20 protein-coding genes are annotated in these 21,067 nt (G+C 51.2%); 13 read left to right on the forward strand and 7 right to left on the reverse strand.

The window, feature by feature from the left end:
- Window positions 1-56 precede the first annotated feature (56 nt).
- Window positions 57-1,046 carry a cysteine synthase A gene (cysK, locus tag ACZ520_RS07855; RefSeq protein WP_464127924.1) on the forward strand — a complete coding sequence of 330 codons (990 nt, stop codon included), beginning with the start codon at window positions 57-59 and terminating at the stop codon, window positions 1,044-1,046.
- Between the two features lie 3 nt (window positions 1,047-1,049).
- On the forward strand, window positions 1,050-1,796 hold the full coding sequence (locus ACZ520_RS07860) for an endonuclease/exonuclease/phosphatase family protein (protein WP_464127926.1): 747 nt from the start codon (window positions 1,050-1,052) through the stop codon (window positions 1,794-1,796).
- Between the two features lie 41 nt (window positions 1,797-1,837).
- Here the strand turns inward: ACZ520_RS07860 and ACZ520_RS07865 are convergent, their stop codons facing one another.
- The 3 genes from ACZ520_RS07865 to ACZ520_RS07875 all read right to left on the reverse strand — a co-directional run bounded on the left by ACZ520_RS07865 (window position 1,838) and on the right by ACZ520_RS07875 (window position 7,304).
- Window positions 1,838-6,127 carry a tail fiber domain-containing protein gene (locus tag ACZ520_RS07865; RefSeq protein ID WP_464127928.1) on the reverse strand — a complete coding sequence of 1,430 codons (4,290 nt, stop codon included), beginning with the start codon at window positions 6,125-6,127 and terminating at the stop codon, window positions 1,838-1,840.
- Between the two features lie 128 nt (window positions 6,128-6,255).
- Entirely contained in the window at window positions 6,256-6,777 is a 522-nt protein-coding gene (locus ACZ520_RS07870; protein WP_464127930.1) for a hypothetical protein, read from the reverse strand.
- On the reverse strand, window positions 6,774-7,304 hold the full coding sequence (locus ACZ520_RS07875) for an RNA polymerase sigma factor (protein WP_464127932.1): 531 nt from the start codon (window positions 7,302-7,304) through the stop codon (window positions 6,774-6,776). The genes ACZ520_RS07870 and ACZ520_RS07875 overlap by 4 nt, the downstream gene beginning before the upstream one ends.
- A gap of 200 nt (window positions 7,305-7,504) precedes the next feature.
- Here ACZ520_RS07875 and ACZ520_RS07880 point away from each other — a divergent pair, with 200 nt between their 5' ends.
- On the forward strand, window positions 7,505-9,571 hold the full coding sequence (locus tag ACZ520_RS07880; RefSeq protein WP_464127934.1) for a sodium-translocating pyrophosphatase: 2,067 nt from the start codon (window positions 7,505-7,507) through the stop codon (window positions 9,569-9,571).
- A gap of 223 nt (window positions 9,572-9,794) precedes the next feature.
- The gene (locus ACZ520_RS07885) at window positions 9,795-10,289 is read left to right on the forward strand and encodes a hypothetical protein (RefSeq protein WP_464127936.1); all 495 of its coding nucleotides are present in this window, start codon (window positions 9,795-9,797) and stop codon (window positions 10,287-10,289) included.
- Here the strand turns inward: ACZ520_RS07885 and ACZ520_RS07890 are convergent.
- Entirely contained in the window at window positions 10,286-10,561 is a 276-nt protein-coding gene (locus tag ACZ520_RS07890) for a TMEM165/GDT1 family protein (protein WP_015090848.1), read from the reverse strand. The two genes, ACZ520_RS07885 and ACZ520_RS07890, sit on opposite strands and share 4 nt — an antisense overlap.
- A 60-nt stretch (window positions 10,562-10,621) precedes the next feature.
- On the opposite strand from ACZ520_RS07890, the gene ACZ520_RS07895 reads away from it, so the two are divergent.
- From ACZ520_RS07895 to ACZ520_RS07935, 9 genes are all read left to right on the forward strand, one after another.
- Window positions 10,622-11,209 (forward strand): exopolysaccharide biosynthesis protein, encoded by a 588-nt coding sequence (locus tag ACZ520_RS07895; protein ID WP_232468561.1) that lies wholly within the window; start codon window positions 10,622-10,624, stop codon window positions 11,207-11,209.
- Window positions 11,210-11,310: 101 nt separating this feature from the next.
- Window positions 11,311-11,697 (forward strand): cysteine rich repeat-containing protein, encoded by a 387-nt coding sequence (locus ACZ520_RS07900; protein WP_464127939.1) that lies wholly within the window; start codon window positions 11,311-11,313, stop codon window positions 11,695-11,697.
- An 8-nt stretch (window positions 11,698-11,705) separates the two neighbouring features.
- Window positions 11,706-12,962: an MFS transporter gene (locus tag ACZ520_RS07905; RefSeq protein ID WP_088565447.1), complete on the forward strand. Its 1,257-nt coding sequence runs from the start codon at window positions 11,706-11,708 to the stop codon at window positions 12,960-12,962.
- A 135-nt stretch (window positions 12,963-13,097) separates the two neighbouring features.
- The gene (locus ACZ520_RS07910; protein WP_464127941.1) at window positions 13,098-13,664 is read left to right on the forward strand and encodes a lipocalin family protein; all 567 of its coding nucleotides are present in this window, start codon (window positions 13,098-13,100) and stop codon (window positions 13,662-13,664) included.
- Between the two features lie 4 nt (window positions 13,665-13,668).
- The gene (locus ACZ520_RS07915) at window positions 13,669-14,577 is read left to right on the forward strand and encodes a LysR substrate-binding domain-containing protein (RefSeq protein ID WP_464127943.1); all 909 of its coding nucleotides are present in this window, start codon (window positions 13,669-13,671) and stop codon (window positions 14,575-14,577) included.
- A 123-nt stretch (window positions 14,578-14,700) separates the two neighbouring features.
- A complete protein-coding gene (locus ACZ520_RS07920; RefSeq protein WP_157678770.1) occupies window positions 14,701-15,690 on the forward strand; it encodes a polyprenyl synthetase family protein in 990 nt (329 codons plus the stop codon).
- Window positions 15,677-17,164 (forward strand): phytoene desaturase, encoded by a 1,488-nt coding sequence (locus tag ACZ520_RS07925; RefSeq protein WP_374032765.1) that lies wholly within the window; start codon window positions 15,677-15,679, stop codon window positions 17,162-17,164. The genes ACZ520_RS07920 and ACZ520_RS07925 overlap by 14 nt, the downstream gene beginning before the upstream one ends.
- Entirely contained in the window at window positions 17,164-18,078 is a 915-nt protein-coding gene (locus ACZ520_RS07930; protein WP_464127946.1) for a phytoene/squalene synthase family protein, read from the forward strand. The genes ACZ520_RS07925 and ACZ520_RS07930 overlap by 1 nt, the downstream gene beginning before the upstream one ends.
- Window positions 18,075-18,656 carry a hypothetical protein gene (locus ACZ520_RS07935; RefSeq protein ID WP_464127948.1) on the forward strand — a complete coding sequence of 194 codons (582 nt, stop codon included), beginning with the start codon at window positions 18,075-18,077 and terminating at the stop codon, window positions 18,654-18,656. The genes ACZ520_RS07930 and ACZ520_RS07935 overlap by 4 nt, the downstream gene beginning before the upstream one ends.
- On the opposite strand, the gene ACZ520_RS07940 is transcribed toward ACZ520_RS07935, so the two are convergent.
- The 3 genes from ACZ520_RS07940 to ACZ520_RS07950 are packed head-to-tail and all read right to left on the reverse strand — an operon-like array spanning window position 18,625 to window position 21,036.
- Window positions 18,625-19,371 (reverse strand): ABC transporter permease, encoded by a 747-nt coding sequence (locus ACZ520_RS07940; protein ID WP_464127950.1) that lies wholly within the window; start codon window positions 19,369-19,371, stop codon window positions 18,625-18,627. The two genes, ACZ520_RS07935 and ACZ520_RS07940, sit on opposite strands and share 32 nt — an antisense overlap.
- Complete coding sequence (locus ACZ520_RS07945; protein WP_464127952.1) at window positions 19,355-20,218, reverse strand: ABC transporter ATP-binding protein; 864 nt, start codon at window positions 20,216-20,218, stop codon at window positions 19,355-19,357. The genes ACZ520_RS07940 and ACZ520_RS07945 overlap by 17 nt, the downstream gene beginning before the upstream one ends.
- Window positions 20,215-21,036 carry a sterol desaturase family protein gene (locus ACZ520_RS07950; RefSeq protein WP_088565438.1) on the reverse strand — a complete coding sequence of 274 codons (822 nt, stop codon included), beginning with the start codon at window positions 21,034-21,036 and terminating at the stop codon, window positions 20,215-20,217. The genes ACZ520_RS07945 and ACZ520_RS07950 overlap by 4 nt, the downstream gene beginning before the upstream one ends.
- Window positions 21,037-21,067: the final 31 nt, after the last annotated feature.

The raw sequence follows: 21,067 nt of genomic DNA on the forward strand, positions 1-21,067 counted from the left end.
CATCTTTGTCCGGTCCCGCAACGGGAGTATCATGGAGGAACGGAGATCGGCATCTTATGAGAATATATTCTGATATCACGAAAACCATTGGTCAAACCCCGTTAATCGAAATGCAAAGAATCGGCAAGGATTTGCCGGGCAGGCTGTTGTTGAAGCTTGAGTTCTTTAATCCTCTGGGGTCCGTCAAAGATCGCATCGGCCTTGCCATGATCGAAGACGCTGAACGCTCAGGCCAGCTTAAACCCGGAATGAAAATTATCGAACCGACAAGTGGCAATACCGGGATTGCTCTGGCCTTTGTGGCAGCCGCCAAAGGCTATGACATCACTTTGACAATGCCAGAAACCATGTCTCAAGAGCGTCGTACGCTGTTGCTGATGCTGGGGGCGAAAATCGTTCTGACTCCGGGGCCTTTGGGTATGAAGGGTGCTATCGCCAAAGCCATGGAGCTACTGGAAAACACACCCAATGCCTGGATGCCTCGTCAGTTTGACAATCCCGCGAATCCCGCAATTCACAAAGAAACCACCGCTCTTGAAATCTGGAACGACACCGACGGCAAAGTCGACATGGTGATTAGCGGCGTTGGAACTTCGGGTACGATCACCGGTGTGGGGACGGTGCTAAAAGCAAAAAACAAAAACATCAAAATCATCGCGGTCGAGCCTGCAGAAAGTCCCGTACTTTCCGGGGGCAAACCAGGCCCGCACAAGATTCAAGGCCTGGGCGCGGGGTTTATTCCTAGCGTGATGGATAGATCCGTCGTTGATGGCGTTGAGCAAGTGTCGTCTGAAGAGTCCATGAAAGTGGCGCGCGAAGTGATCAAAAAAGAGGGGATTCCTGTGGGGATCTCGTCAGGGGCTGCAATCAGCGCAGGCCTTCGCCAGGCGGCGAAAGAGGAAAATCGCGGCAAGAACATCGTTGTGATCATTCCAAGCACCACCGAACGCTATTTGTCGACCCTGCTGGCAGAACAGGAAAGAGCCGAAGCTCTCAGTCTTCCAGTTGCGACCGTGGATGAAAATTACCTGAGTAAAGTGAAGTAAAAAATGGTTCCTTTTATCGTTCCGGCCAAAGAAAAAGTGCTGCTGAAGATCGGGGAGGCCCCAAAGCTTCCCGAAGCACCTTCGCAGTTTGATATCTTTGTCTGGAACGTTTACAAAGGACAAAAAGCTCATCTGTTTGAACAAGACTTCAAACGCCTGGGGGAAAACAAGGATTTCATCTTCCTGCAGGAAGCTCTGTTGGATCAGCGCATGCCCGCCATGTGGAGATCTGATTTCGCCGCCTATGAGTGGCATCTGGCGCAAAGTTTTCACTATAAAAAAGATCTTTCCAGCACGGGGGTGGCCATTGGCTCCAGGCTGACGCCTCACTCGGTCGATTTTATCCGGGCAAAAACCCGCGAGCTATTCTGGCTGACCCCAAAATTAACCTTGTTCAGTGAATACAGTTTCGGTGAAAAGAAAGCCCTGTTTGTCTGCACCCATGTGCTGAACTTTGTGACCTTAAAGGCTTTCACGTATTCGCTGTATGAAATCGCCGAAAAGATCGCGCGCTTTGACGGGCCGGTCGTCCTGGCAGGGGATTTCAACACCTGGAACTTCAAACGCTATATGATCATGAAATCTATTTTCCGGGATCTGGGGCTTGAACATCTGGATTTGGAAGATGACGGGCGCATCCTGAAACTGGATCACGTCTTTGTGCGGGGCTTTGATGTGGTGAAAGCCAAAGTTCACCACACCATCGTAAGCTCTGATCACTTCCCTCTGGAAATCACCCTGAAACTCTAAAAAGGTTCCCGGTTCTTTTTCGGGTCTCCACTGCGTCAGCTTTATTTGCTGTTAAGCACAGCTTTTTCCAATCGATCCATCCGGGCTTTCAGTTCTGCCAGCTCTTTGTCTTTTTGGGCTTTGTCCTGCTCAAGAGCTAGAATACGCTGATCTTTGTCGGCCAGCGAGTCTTTCAAGGCACTGACTTCATCATACAGCGCCTTGATAGCTTCCACCAACGGGGACACTAAGTGCGAGTAATTCACCGACTTCATTCCCTGGGGATCGGTTTCAACAAGCTCTGGATAAATCTTTTCAAGCTCTTGGGCGATAAAGCCCAGTTGCGGGCGCTTGCCATGTTCTGGATTTTTCCAGTTGTAGCTGACACCTTGAATCTTCAGAATGCGTTGCAAGGCCTCTGAAGAAGACAGCGAAGCAATGTCACGTTTCAGGCGGATATCTGAAGAATCCGTGATTCCAAATCCTCGCAACGTTCCATTCACATCCAGTCTGTATCCCGGGGTCGTGGTTCCAATCCCCACGTTGCCATTGATGGCAAAATGCATTCGAGCGGCATTGTTGGAATAGATCTGTAAAACCCCGTCAGACACCCAGTCCAGGCCCGTGTCCTGATCACCAATCGCCAGCGCAATACCCGGAGTCGTAGCACCCCAGCCCGAGTTGTTATAAACGTACAGTTTGTCTTTGATAAAGGTATTTCCCTCGACATGCAGTTTGGTGTTGGGCGAATTGGTCCCAATACCGGTATTACCGGTGAAGACGTTCGTTGAAGCCGTGTCATCCTGATAGATGCCGTACTTTGTGGTTCCCGCAATAGATCCGATATGCAGGCCATAACCGGTATCGATAGTTCCGCCGCCGGTGTTGGCAACCGTCAGATAGGCCGCTTTGGCCAGAGTCACTGTACCAGTGGAAGTGTTTTGCACATTGGCCTGCAGACCCGTTGCATTGGACATCGTGGAGGCTGATTTGTGGTGAACGTCGTTAACCGAGCCAATAGCATTACTGATGTTGCCTGTTTGCCCGGCTGAATCTTCGATACGATTTACGGCCCCGTAAAGCGCTCCGGTAAATGGCTGTGCAGATCCGACCACGATTGTATTCCAAATCGCGTGCAAGTTCTGAGTTACCGTCGCCGTCGGAGCCGGAGACAAAGAGTTACGCACGAGCACGGCCGGAGGTGATGCAGCAGAGGTGGTCACATGCAGGAGGGAGGATGGAGAAGCTGTACCGATACCGACATTCCCTGCATTATCAATACGCATTCTTTCGTTCGCGCCACCGCTGGTATTGGTGGCAAAGGTAATGGCTGTGTTCGTCATCGTACTGATTTTGAAATTCCAACTGGAGTTTGATTCAAGGTATGTCAAGGTGGTGCCGCTGCCCTGACCCCAGGTGCCGAGACTGAGACTGTTAGTTCCGGCTTTGGCGCTAAAGTACGCGCCGCCCGAGCTATTTGTGTTATTGACCTGAATACCTTTGCTGGTTGTTGCCGAGCCCACAACTTCAAGTTGTGTTGTCGGGGAGGCGGTTCCGATCCCCACATCACCCGAACTTAGGATTGTCATGCGTGTGGCATTATTGGTTTCAAGATTCAACGCCTGAGCATCGTTAGTACCCAAAGTCGCCGCAGCACCAAAACTATTCCCGCCATTGGCAAAAAGGCCCGAAGAAGCGTAACTCGTGCAGCCCATCACTCCCGCAGCATCAAAGGTTACCAGTTGACCTACAGCGCACGTAAAGGCGGTCACGGTGGCTCCGGTACCGTCACTAGCCAGCAGGCGATTGGCGGTCAATGAACTGACTCCGGTACCACCATTTGCCACGGCCAATGTTCCAGTCACCGCCGCAGACTGAGCCAGATTGATGGCGCCAAATGAAGGTGCACCACCAGCTCCAGGAATTCGCAACACCTGATTGGCTGTTCCAGCCGCTGTGGCGGCCATCGTCGATGAAGAATCAAAATACAAAACGCCATTGGCCGTGCCAGAAGATAAACCCGTACCACCTTTGGAAACCGGCACCACCGGCAACTGAGACGTGGCAATCGTGCCGCTGATGTCGGCAAAACCTAAAAGAGCATTCACCCAGTCCGTACCGTTATAGCGCAAAGTTTGGCCTGTTGCATAGGCCGCCGGAGTGACGGCTTTACCCTTGATTTTATCAACACTGGTCGTACTGGAGGTGCCACTCACATCACCAGAGAACGTCGAAGCCGTGCCCAGTTTGTTGTTAAACGTATTCCAGTCTGTCGAACTTAAATACCCATTGGTAGTGGTGTTGGCCTGAGTGATCGTGATATTCGGAGTCGCGCCACCACTGGAAGCCAAAGGGGCACTCGCTGTGACACTTGTCACACCATTTGATCCGGCGCCATCGCCGACTTTGACCCACGCACTTCCGGTGTCGCGGTAAAGGGAGTTGTCATCCGTGCCAATATAAAGACGTCCTGCCGTGGCTGCCGCTGGACGGCTGGCGACGGTCCCGGATTGCACACTCGGTGTACCACCGGCATTTTGAATTGAATCGGTGATGCCATAACCCGACAAAGTCGTTGGTTTGCCGGTTGTGATTTTGCTCCAATCCAGTGTTGGAACATCGGACGCAGACAGTGTCGTCCCAGATGTCACGCGGCCCTGGGCATCGGTAGTGACTTTCGTGTAAGTTCCCGCCGTGCCGGTGTTTTTCAAAGTCACCGCGCCGGTTGTCGACATCGTGGCATCGCCGCTGACTGAAGAGGGGCTGTACTGAGTGCCATTGTAAATCAGAATCTGCGCGGACGTTGGCGCCGTGGCACTGACGGCCGTGCCTTTGATTTTATCAACACTCATCGCAGCCGATGTGCCGCTGACATCGCCCGCAAACGTCGAAGCCGTGCCGAGTTTGTTGTTAAAGTTAGTCCAGTCGGCCGAAGTTAAAAGACCTGTTGTGGAACCGCTGGCTGTGGGGATGGAAACGTTGCCAGCCGCAGTCAAGCGACCTTGCGCATCCACGGTGAAGCTTGGCACCTGAGTGCCGGAACCGTAAGAGCCCGCTGTAACCGATGTGTTCGCCAGAGAAATAGTCCCGGTGGAAGTAATCGGCCCTCCAGAAAGACCTGTGCCCGTGGCGATATTCGTGACTGTGCCGCCCGCATTGCTATCGTTGGCCGGAGCCCACTTCGTGCCGTCATATTTCAGAACCTGCCCGGAGGTCAGTCCGGTGGTGTCCACGTTCACGCCTTTGATTTTATTGACAGTCACGGCACCAATACTGCCGCTGACATCGCCTGCGACTGAAACGTTGATGGCCTGACACTGGAACGATCCAGACACGGAACTCCAATACGGAGTTTCATAAGCCGCGCAGTTAGCACTTCCCACCGCCGCATTAAATGCGGCCGTCGTGTGATAGCTCGCGAGATTCGTCGACAGATTATTCACGTCGGTGATTTCAATAGTCGAAGGCACCCACTGAGCACCGTCGTGTTTAAAGAACTTGCCGCTGGTGGGAGCTGTGTTTGAAACAGCCACGCCCTGAATTTTTACAACGGAAGGGCTTGGATAGGAACCACCAAGGTCTCCTCCCGCAGAGCCCGTGGGCGTGCGGGAATCAGACAGGCGCGGGTCATTGCCGGCCGCCACTGTGCCTGCGGTGGAGCCCACGTTCAGCGTCAATGCCGGGGTCGAAGTGGAGTTTGCAACCGTGATATAGGAATTGCTTGAAGTCACGTCCGTGACCGTGCCCCCAGCAGCCCCGCTGACCGGAGCACACACCATCGCCGTACCATTCCAGGAAAGGAATTCGTTGGCCGAACAAGTCGGCACGGAGGCTTTCAGGACGAAATCACTTTCAACTTTGCTTCCCAGTTTTTCTGCCGACAAGGCGTAGGCCGAGTAGGGAACAGAGCGAATTTCATTGGCCGGCGAAATCACTTTCCAGCCCGAGCCGTCATGGAATTGTACTTTCAACAAACGTACGTCGCCCGTGCCCGCAGTGTAAGTGGCGCCACCAAAGCAGTTGTGCACCAGAGAGTTGTTGAAAGAATCCAAAAGTGTAAACAAAGGATCTGCCGGGAAAAGTTTCGTGCCCGAGCCGATCGGAACATCGAAGACCCCTTTGGAGTTCACCATGCTGACGCCATCGCGCTGTTCGCGATAGATCACGCAGTTGCCGTTGGGGCTGGTGATTTCAAATAGGAAACTGGTGTTGCCGTACTCCAAAGGAGTGCCATCGGCTTTAAGGATTCGCCCTTGATAAGTCAGATTGGAAGGCGCTGCATAACCAGACTGGAGCCAGAGAGTACAGATTAACAGGGTCAAACAGAGCACCATTAACGTTCGTTTGCTCATGCCCCTCTTATCGGCTTCTTGACAGGAAACTACAGTAATTTCAGATTTTTAAGAATGACGTTCAGGTATGAGACGCACTTTTCCCCCAGGTGGGGGAGCAAAAATAAGCTCCTGACTCGTTAATTGAACTAAATATCGTGAAGGAGTCTTTTGAGTGCCTGCTTGCGTACGGTCATTAGTTCGGCCCCCAAGGCGGCGCCAAAGAACCATAACAGCGCACTTTCCCAAGTGACTTCGTGGCTAAGAGACGAGAACACTCCCAAAGATACCAAAGCCAGACTGGCAATGCTCAGAGTGCGGTTTTTCAAAAGCACCAGCCACTCTTCACGGTTCAAAATCATTCGCGCCAGCAGGAAAGTGGCCGCCAGATAGTAGGCACCACACAAGCTGTGACAGAAAGTCTCGCTGATATTCATAAACGAATGCATCAGATCATGACCGGTGTTAAACAGCGTCACCCCAAACTGCGAACAGGAAGCTAGCGTCAGGGAGGTTGCCACCGTGTGGGCGATACCCAGTTTCCCTGCGACTTTCCATGGTGAGGGCAGTTCGGCTTGCAGAGTGCTGTTGATTTTATTCAAGACAAAAGAGGAGCCAGCCGGGGAGTTGTCTTCAGCAAATGATTCGAAGTCTTTTTTGATATCTGTCATTTCGACGCTCCTTTCGGTTTTTGGCCTCTTAAGAATTTCAGACTGCGCGAAACAATCTGGCGGATGTTGCTTTCGGACTCCTGCAGCAGGGCCGCGATTTCATTGTATTCCATCTCGTCCAGATAGCGAAGGCGCAGGATTTCCTGCTCCCGGGGCTTCAGGTCCTGCAACAGGGCTTCGGCCTCGTCCTTCTCTTCGATGATAGGAGCGGACCCTTCGGTTTGTGACAGGGAATCGTCCCACTCGAGGAAATCTTTGATTTCGCGATTTCTATAGTCTTTTAGCTCACTTCGGGTGATGACATAGATCCAGGCCAGGGCCGAGTGCTTGGGGTCGTACAGGTGCTTTTTGCGGTAAATCTGCAAGAATACGATTTGCAACAGGTCCTCGGCGCGTTCCTGAGACAGGCGTCTTTTCAGGGCATAACTGAGGACGCGGCCCGAATGTCTTAGATAGAGGATATCCAGGGCTTTTCGTTCGCCCTCGGAAAGTTTTATTAATAGATCCTCGTCACTCAAGTCATTCATGTTCCCTGAAGGTACGCTGAGCTTTTTAGGAAAGCAATGCATCGTTAAAAGAGCGGCGAAAGCGAATTGTGCCTAATCGTTGGGCATAATGCGGCGCAAATTCAACTGCTACGGCCCCCTCCCAGATTGACTCGGTGTAATGAGACGCGGTAACTCTAAGCCTTCGTAATTAAAACGAGAAATCATAAACGGAGTGCAACATGTTTAGTGAATCTTTGCTGATCTCTCCTGCAATTGCAGGGGTCGTTGGTTTGATCGTTGCTTTGGCTCTGTACCTTCGCGTGAAGGCACAACCAGCGGGCAATGAGACAATGAATCGTATCGCGTCCTACGTGCGCGAAGGTTCTATGGCGTTCCTTGTGCGTGAGTACAAGGTACTTTTCGTCTACGCAATTGTCGTAGGCTTGGCTCTTTGGTTCGCCTTGGGCGGTATCGCAGCAGGATCCTTCATCCTGGGTGCGTTCCTGTCTTTGCTTGCGGGCTTCTTCGGTATGAAGGCGGCAACTTATGCCAACGTTCGTACCTCTCAAGCCGCAGCTGGCGGCTCTAAAGCGGCGGCTTTGCTGGTTGCTTTGGACGGCGGCGCTGTAATGGGTCTTTCCGTTGCAGGTCTTGGTTTGATCGGTCTTGGTGGTTTGTATGTTGCTTTCCAGGGTGATGCTCACCTTGGCACAATCCTTCACTCCTTCGCAGTGGGTGCTTCCTCTATCGCTCTATTTGCGCGTATCGGTGGTGGTATCTACACGAAAGCGGCGGACGTTGGTGCCGACATCGCTGGTAAAGTTGTAGAAAACATCCCTGAAGACGACCCTCGTAACCCTGGTGTCATTGCCGATAACGTTGGTGACAACGTGGGTGACGTTGCTGGTATGGGCGCAGACATCTATGAGTCCATGGTTGCTGCGATCGTTTCTGCTATGGCGATTGCTTTGACAATCCCTGCAGAAGGTCTGTCTGCTTTGATGACGGGTGCGGATGCTGAAACTGTGCGTATTGCCGGTGTTGCATTGCCGATCCTGTTGTCCACTTTGGGTCTGGTGATCTCTATCATCGTGATCTTTGCTGCTCGCGCGTTCAAAAACGGCAAGCCTGCAACTGTATTGCGTAATGCTTTGATCTTCCCTCCAATTCTTTTGACGATCGCTGCTTACATCATCCTTCCGATGTTCGGCATCAACCAGGGTGTGACTGTGGCTTTGGCTGCGGGTGCGTTCGGTGGTGCTTTGATCGGTTTGATCACTGAGTACTATACAGCGGCTCGTCCAATCCGTCTGGTTGCGGAAGCAGCTTTGACTGGTGCGGGCACTGGTGTGATCCGTGGTTTGGCAGTGGGTATGGAATCCACAGCTATCCCGATGTTGATCGTTGTTATCGCAGCTTACGTGGCTGACCAGGCTTTGGGTCTGTACGGTATCGCAATGGCGGCAGTGGGTATGTTGGCTGGTACTGCAGTTGTAATGACTGTGGATGCTTACGGTCCAATCGCTGACAACGCGGGTGGTATCTCTGAAATGTCCGGTCTGGGCAAAGACGTTCGTGCAATCACTGACGAATTGGATGCGGTTGGTAATACAACGGCAGCTATCGGTAAAGGTTTCGCGATCGGTTCTGCGATCCTGACAGTTGTGGCACTATTCTCTGCATTCAACATGGAAGTAAACCACGTTCGTGAGGGCGCGGGTCTTGCTAAAATGTCTTTGGATCTGACTTCTTCCGGCGTTCTGATCGGTATCTTGTTGGGCTCTATCCTTCCATTCCTGGTGGGTGCGACAACAATGACTGCGGTTGGTAAAGCGGCTCAGAAAATCGTTCAAGAGATCGCTCGTCAATTCAAAGAAATCCCAGGTCTTCGTGAAGGTAAAGCGGAACCACAACCAGCTAAGATCGTGGACATTGCAACTCAGGCTGCATTGTTCGAAATGATCCTGCCAGGTATGATCGCGATCCTTGCTCCAGTGGCAGTTGGTTTCTTGTTGGGGCCTCAGGCTTTGGCAGGTCTACTTGCTGGTGGTTTGGCTGTCGGTGCAACTATGTCCCTGTTCATGGCGAACGCGGGTGGTGCATGGGATAACGCTAAAAAATACATCGAAAAAGGCGGCCTTCCAGGTCATCCAAAAGGTTCCGATGCTCACAAAGCAGCGGTTGTTGGTGACACTGTCGGTGACCCGTTCAAAGACACTTCCGGTCCAGGTGTTGCGATTCTTATCAAAGTTATGTCCGTCGTATCTTTGTTGATCGCTCAACTGATCGCTACTATCGGCGGCTAAGGCGCGGCAGCGCAGGAGGCCGTAGCGCCGGAAGGCGCGAAGGCTGGACTTTCTTCTTGGTTGCAATTCAAACCCCGCAAGCGAACACTTGTGGGGTTTTCTTTTTTGTCCACAGGACTTCCGCCTATTCTGACACCAAACTTGTGACAAGCCGGCTTTGCAGGCCGTATAAACAAGTATGCCTAAACCACAGTTTGTACTTTTTGTATCGTTAATGGCTCTTATGCTTTCATCCTGTGGCGGTGTCGAAGCTCTGATTGGACCGTCTGAAATTCTTCACGAAATTCCATCTGAAATGTTTTATCAAACCAAGGGTGACTGCGCTCAAGGGGACTTGTCATTCAGTGTGCTGGTGGCCGCGGGCACCCAAATGTGGACGGACCCGTCTGCGGTGCTGCATTCGCAGCAGGAGCTTTACCTGCACTCAAATCACACTTTTGATATGCGCTATCGTGAGTTCACTTTGGATGATGTGGCTTTTGATACGAGATTGCAGTCGCGTTTCAGCATCGACGGCCACAGTGGGCGCGTGAAATTAAATGGTGTCGGTGAAGGATTTGTGATTCAGGACAACGGACGCCGTTATTTGCAGTTGCAGTTCACTCAGGCGGTGAATTCGCCAGAGCTTGTGGGGAAGACGGCGCGCTTTCGAATTATGAATTCAATGACGGGACTCGACACGGATCGTGCCGAGTATTGCGGCTATTCTCTGTTCTAGGACTTGGCTGCCAGAACCCAGATACCGACCAGAATAAACAAACTGCCAGAAACGTATTTCATGATTTGGGGGCTTAACATAGTCCCCAGGAACTTTCCAAAGATCACTCCCAGTGCCCCGGCAAGACCCAAGGCCAATACAACGGCCAGCATCACTGTCATGGTCGACTTTGTTTGTGAAGATGCAGCCAACGCGGCAAATTGGGTCTTGTCTCCCATTTCAGCCAAAAATATAGTGATAAACGTGCTGGCAAAAATCTTCCAATCCATCATGGGTCCTTTGTTCGAAAAATGAAAACCTAGTGATAAAAGGATAGGTGAGGGAAGGCAAGTTTGAAAAGTCGATTTATTTCCGCCATGGATCTTTTGCAGGAAGAAGCTTCCAAAGGACACCTCACTTTGCGAAGAGTTTTCCATTTATTGGGAGAAGAAGGCCACGCCATGCTGGTGCTGTTCTTCTGTCTGCCTTTTATGCAGCCTATTCCCATTCCTGGGCTTTCAACGCCCCTGGGGATGATGATCTGTGTGGTGGCTTTTTTTCTGTACCTGCAACGACCTCCGTGGCTTCCCAAACGTTTTGAAAATGTGAAGCTGTCCTCTGAAGTGGTGATCAAGGTCTCGGAAGTGGCCGAAAAGATCTGGACCTATGTTTCCCGGATCGTCAAAGAGCGGCTGACCTTCTTCCACGACATGTGGTTTTTCCGCATCCTGAATCTGATTGTTTTCGTCGGGAATGCGGTTCTTCTGTCTTTGCCTTTACCCATTCCTTTTTCCAACACCGTTCCCGCCGTTGGGATCATTCTGTGCGCCATTGGCCATATGGAAAAAGACGGTGTTTTTATCCTTTTTAGCTACCTGTGGTGTCTGATAGTTGCATCGTTCTTTGCAACACTGGCCCTGGGGGCGATCAAACTTGTCTGACTTCCCTTAGGTCCAGTCTCACAGAAAGGACCAACAAGACCTCAAGCTCTTTGTGTGCTTCCGGCAGCTGCTCTAACATGAGTATCTATAGGGGGTACTTTATGGGAAAACTATTAGCAGCTGTGTTGGTTGTCTGCTTTGCAAATGGGGCATTGGCAAAAGGCCCGAACGACGTCTGCGCCAAGGATCGTGAAACACTTTGCGGGACCGTTGAGCGCGGTGAAGGCCGTGTTTTGAAGTGCATGATGGACAACAAAGACAAACTTTCCGCCGACTGTAAGGCAAAGTTTGAAAAGATGAAAGATCACGCGGCCGAGATGAAAGACGCTTGTCACGAGGACCATGAAAAATTCTGTGCGAATGTTTCCATGGGCAAAGGTAAAAAAATGAAATGCATGATGGAACACAAGGATGAACTGTCTGCAGACTGCAAAGCGCAGATGGAAAACATGAAAGATGCGCACAAGAAAATGAGAAAAGGAAAATAACGAACCTTATGCGCGAAAGAAGTCTGAGACTTAGTCTTTTCGACGCTTTTCTTTGTTCACTGATGATTGGAGCCGGCGAAACTTATTTGCCGGCTTATTCTTTATCCATCGGCATGGGTGAAATCTTTGCCGGTATTCTTTCAACGCTCCCTATTGTCAGCGGCGCGTTCCTGCAACTGATCACTCCGCGCGGCTTGCAGCGCATTCGATCTCATAAAAACTGGGTGGTGGCCTCAGCCACGCTGCAGGCGTTGACCTTTATTCCTTTGATTTATTTCTCGGCCACGAAAGCGCCGAACTTCTGGATGCTGTTTTTGATTTTATCCCTGTACTGGGGTTCGGGCTTTGCCGCGGGACCGGCGTGGAATTACTGGATGGGTCGCCTGGTGCAGGTCGAAGAGGGCAGCCGCTATTTTGCCAAACGGGCACGCGTGTCCCAGATCGGTATTCTGCTGGGCCTTATCGGAGGCGGGGTGGCCCTGCATAACAATGTTGAAATCGGACCGTTCTCTTCCGTTTTCACCATGCTCTTTGTTTTTGCGTTTGCCTGCCGTCTGGTTTCGTCCTTTATTCTTTCTTCTCAGTATTTTGATCCGGCCTGGAACAAAGAGCCAAAGCTGGGATTCCGCGCATCCTGGAAAGTCTTTTGGGCCAACAAATCCAAGCGTCAGTTTTTCTTTTATCTGGCGCCTTTCCAGGCCGCAGTCTTTGTATCTTCACCCTTTGTGACCCCTTATATGCTGGCGCAGGTGAAAATGGATTATGGCGCCTATATGACAGCCATCGGGGTTTTATTCATTGGTAAGATTCTGACTCTGACTTTGATTGATCGGTTCCGTCAGAATGCCTCGGGCTTTAATTTGCTGGTGTTTGGCGCCGGGGCCATTGTGCCGTTGCCGGCGATGTGGGCGGTCAGCAGTGATATGTACTTTATCTTCTTCCTGCAATTCATCAGCGGTATGGCCTGGGCGTTTGTGGAAGTGGGGCTGTCCTTGATCTTCTTTAAAGACATCAAACACGACGAAAAAGTTCCGATGCTCACGGTTTATAATCTTTTGAATTCACTGGCGATCATTTTGGGAACTTACATCGGCGGTAAAGTCCTGTGGGTGATGGGTGAAAAAGTCAGCAGCTATTACGCCGTATTTATATTGGGATCCCTTGTTCGTGGCGCAGGGTTCTATCCGCTTTACAGGTATGTTCGCAGCCACTTGAATGTCTCCGACCGTCTTCGGGAAGATCTTTCCCCCGAAAAAGCCTCCTGATTCTGACATGCCGCAAAGGCTCTTGAATTGCGCCTTTCAATGGTGTTTCCAGTATGGAAACAGGCGTGTTCCTATTTGTAATAGGCGCCTTCCTCATTTCTGTTTATAACAATTTTAACAGAAAAAGGAGCTCTTATGAAAAAACTGATTCTTTCAATTTTTGTTCTGGGGTTTGTTTCAACGTCTGTGGCAGCGCCGGCGACAGTGCCTTTTGTGGATCTGAATAAGTATCTGGGTAAGTGGTTTGAAGTCGCCAGCATCCCAATGGTCTTTCAAAAACAATGTATTGGAAACACGACGGCCGAGTATGCCTCTGCCGAAGATGGTCTGATCGCGGTGGTGAATTCCTGTGACACACAAAGTGGTGAACGCTCGGTGGCCGAGGGGCGAGCCAAGGTTCTTGATAAAGAAAGCAACTCACGCCTGAAGGTCACTTTCGTGAAGATCATTGACTGGGTGTTTGGCTTTGGCGGCGATTACTGGGTCTTGGATCTGGCATCAGATTATTCGTATGCGGTGGTCGGCGATCCGACGCTGCAGTATGCGTGGATTCTGTCCCGCAATCCATTCTTGACGCGTGAAACATGGGTGTCAGCAGAACTTAAACTCAGATCTTTGGGTTATGACACATGCACGGTTTTGACGTCCGTGCAGTCGGGCGGCCTTAGTCAGCGAATTCCCCTTTGCGAGTATGTGAAATAGTCGGATGGATAAACGTCTTTCCAAAATCTCATTTTTTGATTTGTTGTTGCTGGCAGAGCTGCCGGATCATAAATCCCTGCGTTCGCTGTCGCGTTCCCTGGGGATTGAGCCTCCGCGTTTGACCAAGGTTTTGCAGTCCGTGCGGCATCAACTGCAGTTTGAGATAATCAAGACGTCCTCTCACGGTTATATCATGACGGCCGAGGGTTCCCACGTCAGCCTTCAGGCCAAAGAACTGCTAAGAAAGGCCGAGGAATTCATTCCCCGCAAATCCCAGCTTCTGGCACCATCGGTCACCTACACTGTGGGTGGCCGGGGCTTCATGAATGTTTTCTTTTCCGGGGCGATGATTGAAAGTCTTCAGGCGGCCGGGGTGACGGCGCTGCTGCGTTTTATGGATCTTTCGCCGGAAGAACTGCGCCAGACCGCCACCGAAGGGGTTTTGGATGTGGCTCTTCATCTGGAAGAGATCCAATGGCCCCAAACCTGGAGCGCGGCCGAAGTGGGTTCCATGCGCTGGAATCTGTATGTCGGAAAGAATCACCCCTTAAAGGGATCTGTTTCCAAAGAGGAGCTGTTGAAATTTCCATTTGCCCGGTCGGCTTATTGGAATGGACGTGCGATCGCGCAAGCGGCAGATCATTTGCCGATACCGCGCAGCGAGCGGATCATGGGACATGAAATGCAAACGGCTCTGACGGCCATCGAGATCGTGCAACATTCCAACAACGTGGCACTGATCCCGAACATCATTGCACGAAAAGCCGAAGAGGCCGGATTGATACGCAGTCTGAAAATCCGGGGATTGGATCCCATAGAGTCGCGAATCTATCTCTCGGTTCGATCTGACAAGATCAGCCAGCGTCTTTTCAAGCAGTGGCAATCCCAACTGAAAGGTCTGCTTAAAGAATAAGAGTATGTCATTTGGCAGTCCGTAATTCCAATTCTAGTGCGGACATTGATTTTAATGACAACATCAGTGAGTTATTTCAAATAACGTTTTGGCCCCGGGTCAAGTTTTGAGGAGTTCATAGTCGTGAATTTAGTTCTCTCTCCAGCTCTTCAGGTCAGCTCACCTTCCAGTGTCGAGCAATGTTGGGGTGCCTTTTTGCACGGTCCGGCCCAGGAATTCATGTCCCGCCCCAAAAAAGAATTTCGGGCGGAGCTTGTGTCCATTGGCTGCCGACTGTATCTGAAGGGTGTTCCGTTCAGCGAAAAACAAAAATCAATCATAGCAGAGCTTTCCCGGGTGCTGGAGTGGATCCACGCCGGCTCCCTGATTGTTGACGATATCCAGGATGACAGCCTGGAGCGCCGTGGGGGCCCCACCGTCCATCGCCTTTATGGTGTCGGGCCGGCGCTGAATCTGGGAAATTGGATGTATTTTGAAGCGTTAAAAGCTTTGCATGGTTTGGCGGTGGATGACGGGGTGAAACTTAAAATTATCTCCTGCACTCACGAGGCCATGCACCAGGCCCATCTGGGCCAGGCGCTTGATCTGGGGGCCAGCATGAAGACTCTCAACGCCGGTCAGATTCAGGAAGTCGTGCATAAAAGTCATTGCCTTAAAAGCGGGGCCCTGGTGGCTTTGGCTCTGCAAGTGGGGGCCTTGGTCGCAGAGCCAAAGCCGGATCTGTTGCTTTTGCAGGAACTCGGCACGCAATTGGGCTCGTCATTGCAGCGCTTTGATGATCTTGGGAATTTGAAGTTCCACTGTGCTGACAGCAAGGCCCTGGAAGACCTCAAGCTTGGCCGTCCCTCGTGGATCTGGATGTATTTGGCCACTTGCGGTGACAGCAGCCAGATTCAAGGCTTCAAGGAGGCGCTGGAGTTCCTTCCTGAAACCCATGCTCTGGAGGCCTTCGTGCAGAGCACGGATCTGAAAAAGCGCGCCCATGCCGAGGCCTTGAGGCTTCACCGGAACATGGAAGAAAAAATGAAAAAGTCTTTTGCCGGTTTTGAAAATGTTCAAACCCTGGGTCTTATAAAAAATCTGACAGAGAGAATTGTCCATGCCTATGAATAAAAAAGTTGCCGTGATCGGAAGTGGATTCGGCGGATTGAGTGCTGCCATTCGACTTCAGGCTGCAGGTTTTCAAGTTCGAATTTTTGAAAAGCGCGATATGCCGGGGGGACGGGCTTATGTTTATCGGGACAAAGGTTTCACCTTTGATGCCGGCCCCACGGTGATCACAGCCCCCGAGTGTCTGGAAGAGCTTTTTGCCCTAAAAAATAAAAAGATGTCCGACTATGTCGAGATGATCCCCGTATCGCCTTTTTATCGTCTGCTCTGGGATGACGGGTATAAGTTCGACTACAGCAACAACACCCAGGAGCTGTACTCCCAAATTAAAAAGAAGTCCCCCGAAGACGCCAAAGGCTATGAAAAATTTCTGAAGTATTCAGAAGAGGTCTTTAACGAGGGGTACACGAAACTGGTGGCGACACCTTTTTTGCATCTTTGGAGCATGGTGAAAGTTTCCCCGCAGCTTCTGCGCCTGGGGGCTTATCGCAGCGTCTATTCCGTGGTTTCAAAGTACGTCAAAGATGATCATTTGCGCCAGGCGTTTTCTTTTCACTCTTTGCTGGTGGGCGGAAACCCCTATAGCACGTCTGCCATTTACACCTTGATTCACTTCCTGGAACGCAATTGGGGTGTTTTCTTTCCACGCGGCGGAACCGGGGCTCTGGTGCAGGCTTTGGTTCAGTACTTCACCGAAATGGGCGGAGAAATCCGTTGCCAAAGCGAGATCGCACAAATCCTCACCACCCGTGGCAGAGTGACCGGGGTGCAAACGGTTCAGGGCGAAGTCTGGAACTGTGATGCCGTGGTCAGCAATGGCGATATTGTTCACACCTACCGTGACCTGCTGGGGAAGGAGCCCCTGGCGGCAAAGAAATCAAAGGAAATGCAAAACAAAGACTTCAGCATGAGTCTTTTCCTGATCTACTTCGGGACCAGAAAAAAGTATCCGAATCTGGCGCATCATAACGTTTTATTCGGTCCTCGCTATAAAGGTCTTCTTGAGGATATTTTCAGTAACGGCACACTTCCGGATGATTTTTCGCTGTATTTGCATGTGCCCAGCCTGACGGATCCGAATCTGGCTCCGGAAGGGCATGAGTGTTTCTATGTTCTGGCTCCGGTGGCTCACCTGGGTAAAATGAACATCGACTGGAAAAAGGAAGGGCCGGTTTACGCAGAAAAGATCCTGAAATACATGGAAGAAAAATACATGCCGGGTCTAAGAGAAAATATTGTCACCCAGAGAATTTTCACACCTGAAGACTTCTCAACCGAACTGAATTCCTTCCATGGTTCGGCGTTTTCTCTGGAGCCGAAGCTGACTCAAAGTGCGTACTTCCGCCAGCACAACAAAGACTCCCAGATTCAGGGATTGTACTTTGTGGGGGCGGGAACTCATCCGGGGGCAGGGGTGCCGGGGGTTGTGAACTCTGGCAAAGCCACTGCGGGCCTGGTCGTCGAGGATCTTAATTGATGGAGCAGGCCTCTGATTTGGATCTGCACAGGGAGTCGATTCAAAAAGGCTCCAAAAGTTTTGCGGTGGCCTCGCTGTTTTTTTCCAAACAGCAAAAAATTGCCGCGTGGAAGCTTTATTCCTGGTGCCGGTATTGTGATGACCAGATTGATGAGGCCTCGGTGGATCAGGCTCCGCGGCGGCTGGAGGAGCTGCTTTGTCTGACAAAATCCCTGCCGGCGATCAAAGCGGGACTGCCTTTTCAGTTTCGTGGGCTGGCCGAAATCCTGTCCGGCAATAACATTCCTGTTCAGTACCCTTTGGATTTGTTGCGGGGAATGGAAATGGATGTGAAGAACCGCCGTTACCGTAACTTGCAGGAGTTGGAAGATTACTGCTACTGCGTTGCCGGAGTTGTGGGCCTGATGATGTGTCACATCATGGGGGTTCGTTCTGACCAGGCTTTGAAATATGCAGTCTCTATGGGGAACGCCATGCAGTTGACGAACATCTGTCGCGACATTCGCGAGGATGCTGAACGCGGACGCTGTTATCTGCCTCAGGATTGGTTGCAGCAGGCCGGTATCACCGAGTCGACAATGTTCCTGCCTGAGCACCGCAACTCTCTGGTGGGTATTCAGGAGCGCCTGCTGCAAAGGGCCGATGAGCTGTACCGCGAAGGGTTTGCGGGACTTCGTTTTTTATCACTCCGTTCTTGCTGGGCGGTTTTGATTGCGGCTAAAGTGTACTCTCATATTGGCGAGCTGATACGCAGGGATTCTGACCGCGGTCTGACCCGGCGAATTTATGTGAGTGTTTGGAAGAAGATAATTTTGATCGTTTCGACCGTAAAATATCTGGGCCCCCAGGTCTGGTGGGCGTTGAGGTCGAGGGAAAGTGTGCGTTTGCCACTAAGAGTTTGGAGTGTAAAGTGAGTACCAGCTTTGTCAAAGAAACATGGATTTATGCCAGCCGTGTTCGTGAGTTTAGTCTGAAAGACTGGATCGTGTACGTGCTTTGGGTGGGGATGATGTACGGGCTCTTTGCCGTGGTCACTCTGTTTATCGGCGTGGGGCATTTCAACGGAGTTCAGTTCCCGGCCTATGTTTACAACATTCCATTGGGGATTTTCATTTTTTCATCTGCGATTGCTTTCGACACTATCGGGCACCGCACGGTTTATAAAGAGTTCCTGCAAAAAGCCGAGGCCCTGGTTCATCACATCACGATTTTTGCCGGTATCACCAGTGTGCTTGTGTTGTGTCTGGCGTACCATTTCCCGGTCTTCCTGCGCATTCCAGCTCTGGTGCTGGTGGCTTTGAGCATCGTTTATTCACTGATCGATGAGGGGTTGCACTGGTATCGCTATCTGGCCCAGCATTCTGACCGGGTCGAAATGTGGAGTCATTTTTTCATTTTCGTGGGTCATCTGATTATGATTCTTGCCTGGTGGCAGTGGTACAGCGAGGGCTATCAGGGGGTTAACGAAACTCTTGCTCTTGGGTTTTTCTAAATAACAGCAAAGAGGCCGCAAAAAACAACACGGCATAAATAGCAAGACCCCAGACATACTTGCTGTTTGTGTCCTGCTTCAGCAAAGCAGCCCAGACCACTTCTCCCATAAAACGTGTCGGCAGATACTGAGATATTTCCTGAACGACTTTTGGTAATGCCTGCGGTGGCATCCAAAGTCCGCCAGCGAAAGAAAGTGGCAGATAAACCAGATTGGCCAGGGGGACCACCGACTTGCCGCTGGCAGAATATCCAAGGCAGGCGCCCAGTAGCGCAAACGGGATCGAGGACAGCATTAAAGTGATGAAGAAGTGCAGCCACGGAATCTCCGGCCACTTCAGAGGTGTCGTGATCACGGCGACAAGAATCACCGTTAAAATGGATAGCAGCGAAACAAAAAGGGCGTTTAAAACCCTGGGTAAAAAAGTCAGAACATGAGGCAAAGGCAGAATGTGCAGATAGTGGGACCAGGCCGTGCCCTTTTCCTGTGCGATGCCGATGGCAAATTGAAAAAGTACAACTCCCAATACGCCAAAGCAGGCAAACGAGCCTGTCAGCATGGCGGCGGCAGCCTCGGTTTGTGCGTTTGGAACTCCAAAGAACCAGAAGAACATCGCGGGAAACACCAGGGTCGACAGCAGGTACATGGGCTGACGAATCAGTTCCAAAAACTGGTAATAAGTGTGAAGCAGCGTCAGTTTAAGGTGTCTTTTCATGATGCTTCTTTCTTAAGTGAATGAAGGCCTCTTCCAAGGTCGCCGTTGACACTTCCAGATCCTCAAGCGGGAAGCTGGTTTCAAAGAACTCTTTTAAAAGCTCTTCAGGGTGCTGGGTCAGAATACGATGGTTGTCACCTTCGGTGGTGCAATCCTCGATCAAAGAGGACAGCGGTTTTCTGGGACTGCGAAACTTGATGGTTCTGAATTTCAGGCTGCGCGTGATTTCATTGGTGGGGCCATCAAACAGCACGGTTCCGTGATCGATGATGACGACCCGGTGCGCGACTTGAGAGACTTCATTCAGGTCGTGGGTGGAAAGCAGGACGGCGCCGCCATCTGCGGCGAAATCACGGATCTCCTGCCACAGGTGAATGCGGGACTCCACATCCAGCCCTGTGGTGGGTTCATCCAGCACAAGCAAATGGGGGGCTCCCAGCAGGGCACAGGCCAAAGAAACCCGGCGCTTTTCCCCGCCGCTCAGGCCCCCCATCTGACGATGCAGGAATGAATGCAGATTGAAGTGGGTTGCCATGTGCTCAACCGAGGGGCCTCGGTCATAGTGCGCCTTTACCAGACGAAGGACTTCGACAGTTTTTAAATGGGCGGGAAAGGAAATTTCCTGCCCCGAGTAACCGATCAGGGACTTGTCAGGCTTTTCGATGACGCCTTGATCAGCGCTTCTTAGGCCCAGCAGAATCTTTAATGTCGTGCTTTTGCCAGCACCATTAGGCCCCAAAAGAGCGACAATCTGAGCGGGCTCGACAGAAAAACCCACATTGTGCAAGGCGACCTTGGCGCCGTAACTTTTACGAAGGTTCGTTATAGACAGCAGAGGAGAGGTCATTTGCTTTGATCCCATTCGCCTGTATTTTTGCGAAACTGAGTTTCATAGGCGGGATGCTGGGTCTTCAACAGGTGATCCCAAAAAGTGTAAAAAAGGCCAAAGTTGTATTTGTAATAACGGTGGTGGGCAGAATGATGAGTCCCTGAGATCAGCCATTTGCCAACGGGATGAACGGCCGACCCGCGCGGCAGAACTTCAAAGCCCAGATGATTGATGATGGCCGATACTGTCATCAGGGTCAGATAAACCAGCAAAACCAAGGGATGCAGCGGCAGGAAAAGCAGAATCAAAGGCAGCGGCAGGGCTTCGATGATGGACTCCACGGGATGGAACGAAAAAGAAGCCCAGGGAGAAGGCTGCAACGAAGCATGGTGAACAGAGTGGAAGCGACGGTACAGCCATGGGATATGCAAAAGCCTGTGGGTCACATAAAAGTAAAAGTCATGCAGCAGCGAAAGCAGGAAACCACTGATCACCAGATAGGTCCAGCCGTATTCATTGAGCGGCAGATAGAAGCGAGCCCATCCGCTTTGCCATAATACGCCCAGTAGAACTCCGCCCAGTCCGAATATCCCCGAGCTTATGATGGACCATTTGATTTCAAAAAGTTGCATCTTTTTATCGGGCAAAACGGGATAGATCTGGCGACGCTGTGCCCACGGCCAGTTTTTCTTGTAAAAGGCTGCATAGAAGCAGGCTGTCAAAGCCAGATATCGAACCAAAACCACCAATGTCAGTGCCAACGTGGCAATCAGGAAATTTTGTGGCACCAGAAGATCGAAGGGGATGTAGGATTCATACTTCTCAAAGTGGTTCATAATTGATTGCTATCTTAAAGCACGATATTTG

The sequence above is a fragment of the Bdellovibrio sp. BIS2 genome, assembly GCF_055398295.1.

Bases quoted from the DNA above. Each gene is read 5' to 3' on its own strand.
- ACZ520_RS07905 (WP_088565447.1), top strand. From the start codon at position 11,706: ATGCGCGAAAGAAGTCTGAGACTTAGTCTTTTCGACGCTTTTCTTTGT.
- ACZ520_RS07945 (WP_464127952.1), bottom strand. From the start codon at position 20,218: ATGACCTCTCCTCTGCTGTCTATAACGAACCTTCGTAAAAGTTACGGC.
- cysK (WP_464127924.1), top strand. From the start codon at position 57: ATGAGAATATATTCTGATATCACGAAAACCATTGGTCAAACCCCGTTA.
- ACZ520_RS07910 (WP_464127941.1), top strand. From the start codon at position 13,098: ATGAAAAAACTGATTCTTTCAATTTTTGTTCTGGGGTTTGTTTCAACG.
- ACZ520_RS07930 (WP_464127946.1), top strand. From the start codon at position 17,164: ATGGAGCAGGCCTCTGATTTGGATCTGCACAGGGAGTCGATTCAAAAA.
- ACZ520_RS07915 (WP_464127943.1), top strand. From the start codon at position 13,669: ATGGATAAACGTCTTTCCAAAATCTCATTTTTTGATTTGTTGTTGCTG.
- ACZ520_RS07880 (WP_464127934.1), top strand. From the start codon at position 7,505: ATGTTTAGTGAATCTTTGCTGATCTCTCCTGCAATTGCAGGGGTCGTT.
- ACZ520_RS07925 (WP_374032765.1), top strand. From the start codon at position 15,677: ATGCCTATGAATAAAAAAGTTGCCGTGATCGGAAGTGGATTCGGCGGA.
- ACZ520_RS07870 (WP_464127930.1), bottom strand. From the start codon at position 6,777: ATGACAGATATCAAAAAAGACTTCGAATCATTTGCTGAAGACAACTCC.
- ACZ520_RS07860 (WP_464127926.1), top strand. From the start codon at position 1,050: ATGGTTCCTTTTATCGTTCCGGCCAAAGAAAAAGTGCTGCTGAAGATC.
- ACZ520_RS07865 (WP_464127928.1), bottom strand. From the start codon at position 6,127: ATGAGCAAACGAACGTTAATGGTGCTCTGTTTGACCCTGTTAATCTGT.
- ACZ520_RS07885 (WP_464127936.1), top strand. From the start codon at position 9,795: ATGCTTTCATCCTGTGGCGGTGTCGAAGCTCTGATTGGACCGTCTGAA.
- ACZ520_RS07900 (WP_464127939.1), top strand. From the start codon at position 11,311: ATGGGAAAACTATTAGCAGCTGTGTTGGTTGTCTGCTTTGCAAATGGG.
- ACZ520_RS07875 (WP_464127932.1), bottom strand. From the start codon at position 7,304: ATGAATGACTTGAGTGACGAGGATCTATTAATAAAACTTTCCGAGGGC.
- ACZ520_RS07890 (WP_015090848.1), bottom strand. From the start codon at position 10,561: ATGATGGATTGGAAGATTTTTGCCAGCACGTTTATCACTATATTTTTG.
- ACZ520_RS07940 (WP_464127950.1), bottom strand. From the start codon at position 19,371: ATGAAAAGACACCTTAAACTGACGCTGCTTCACACTTATTACCAGTTT.
- ACZ520_RS07950 (WP_088565438.1), bottom strand. From the start codon at position 21,036: ATGAACCACTTTGAGAAGTATGAATCCTACATCCCCTTCGATCTTCTG.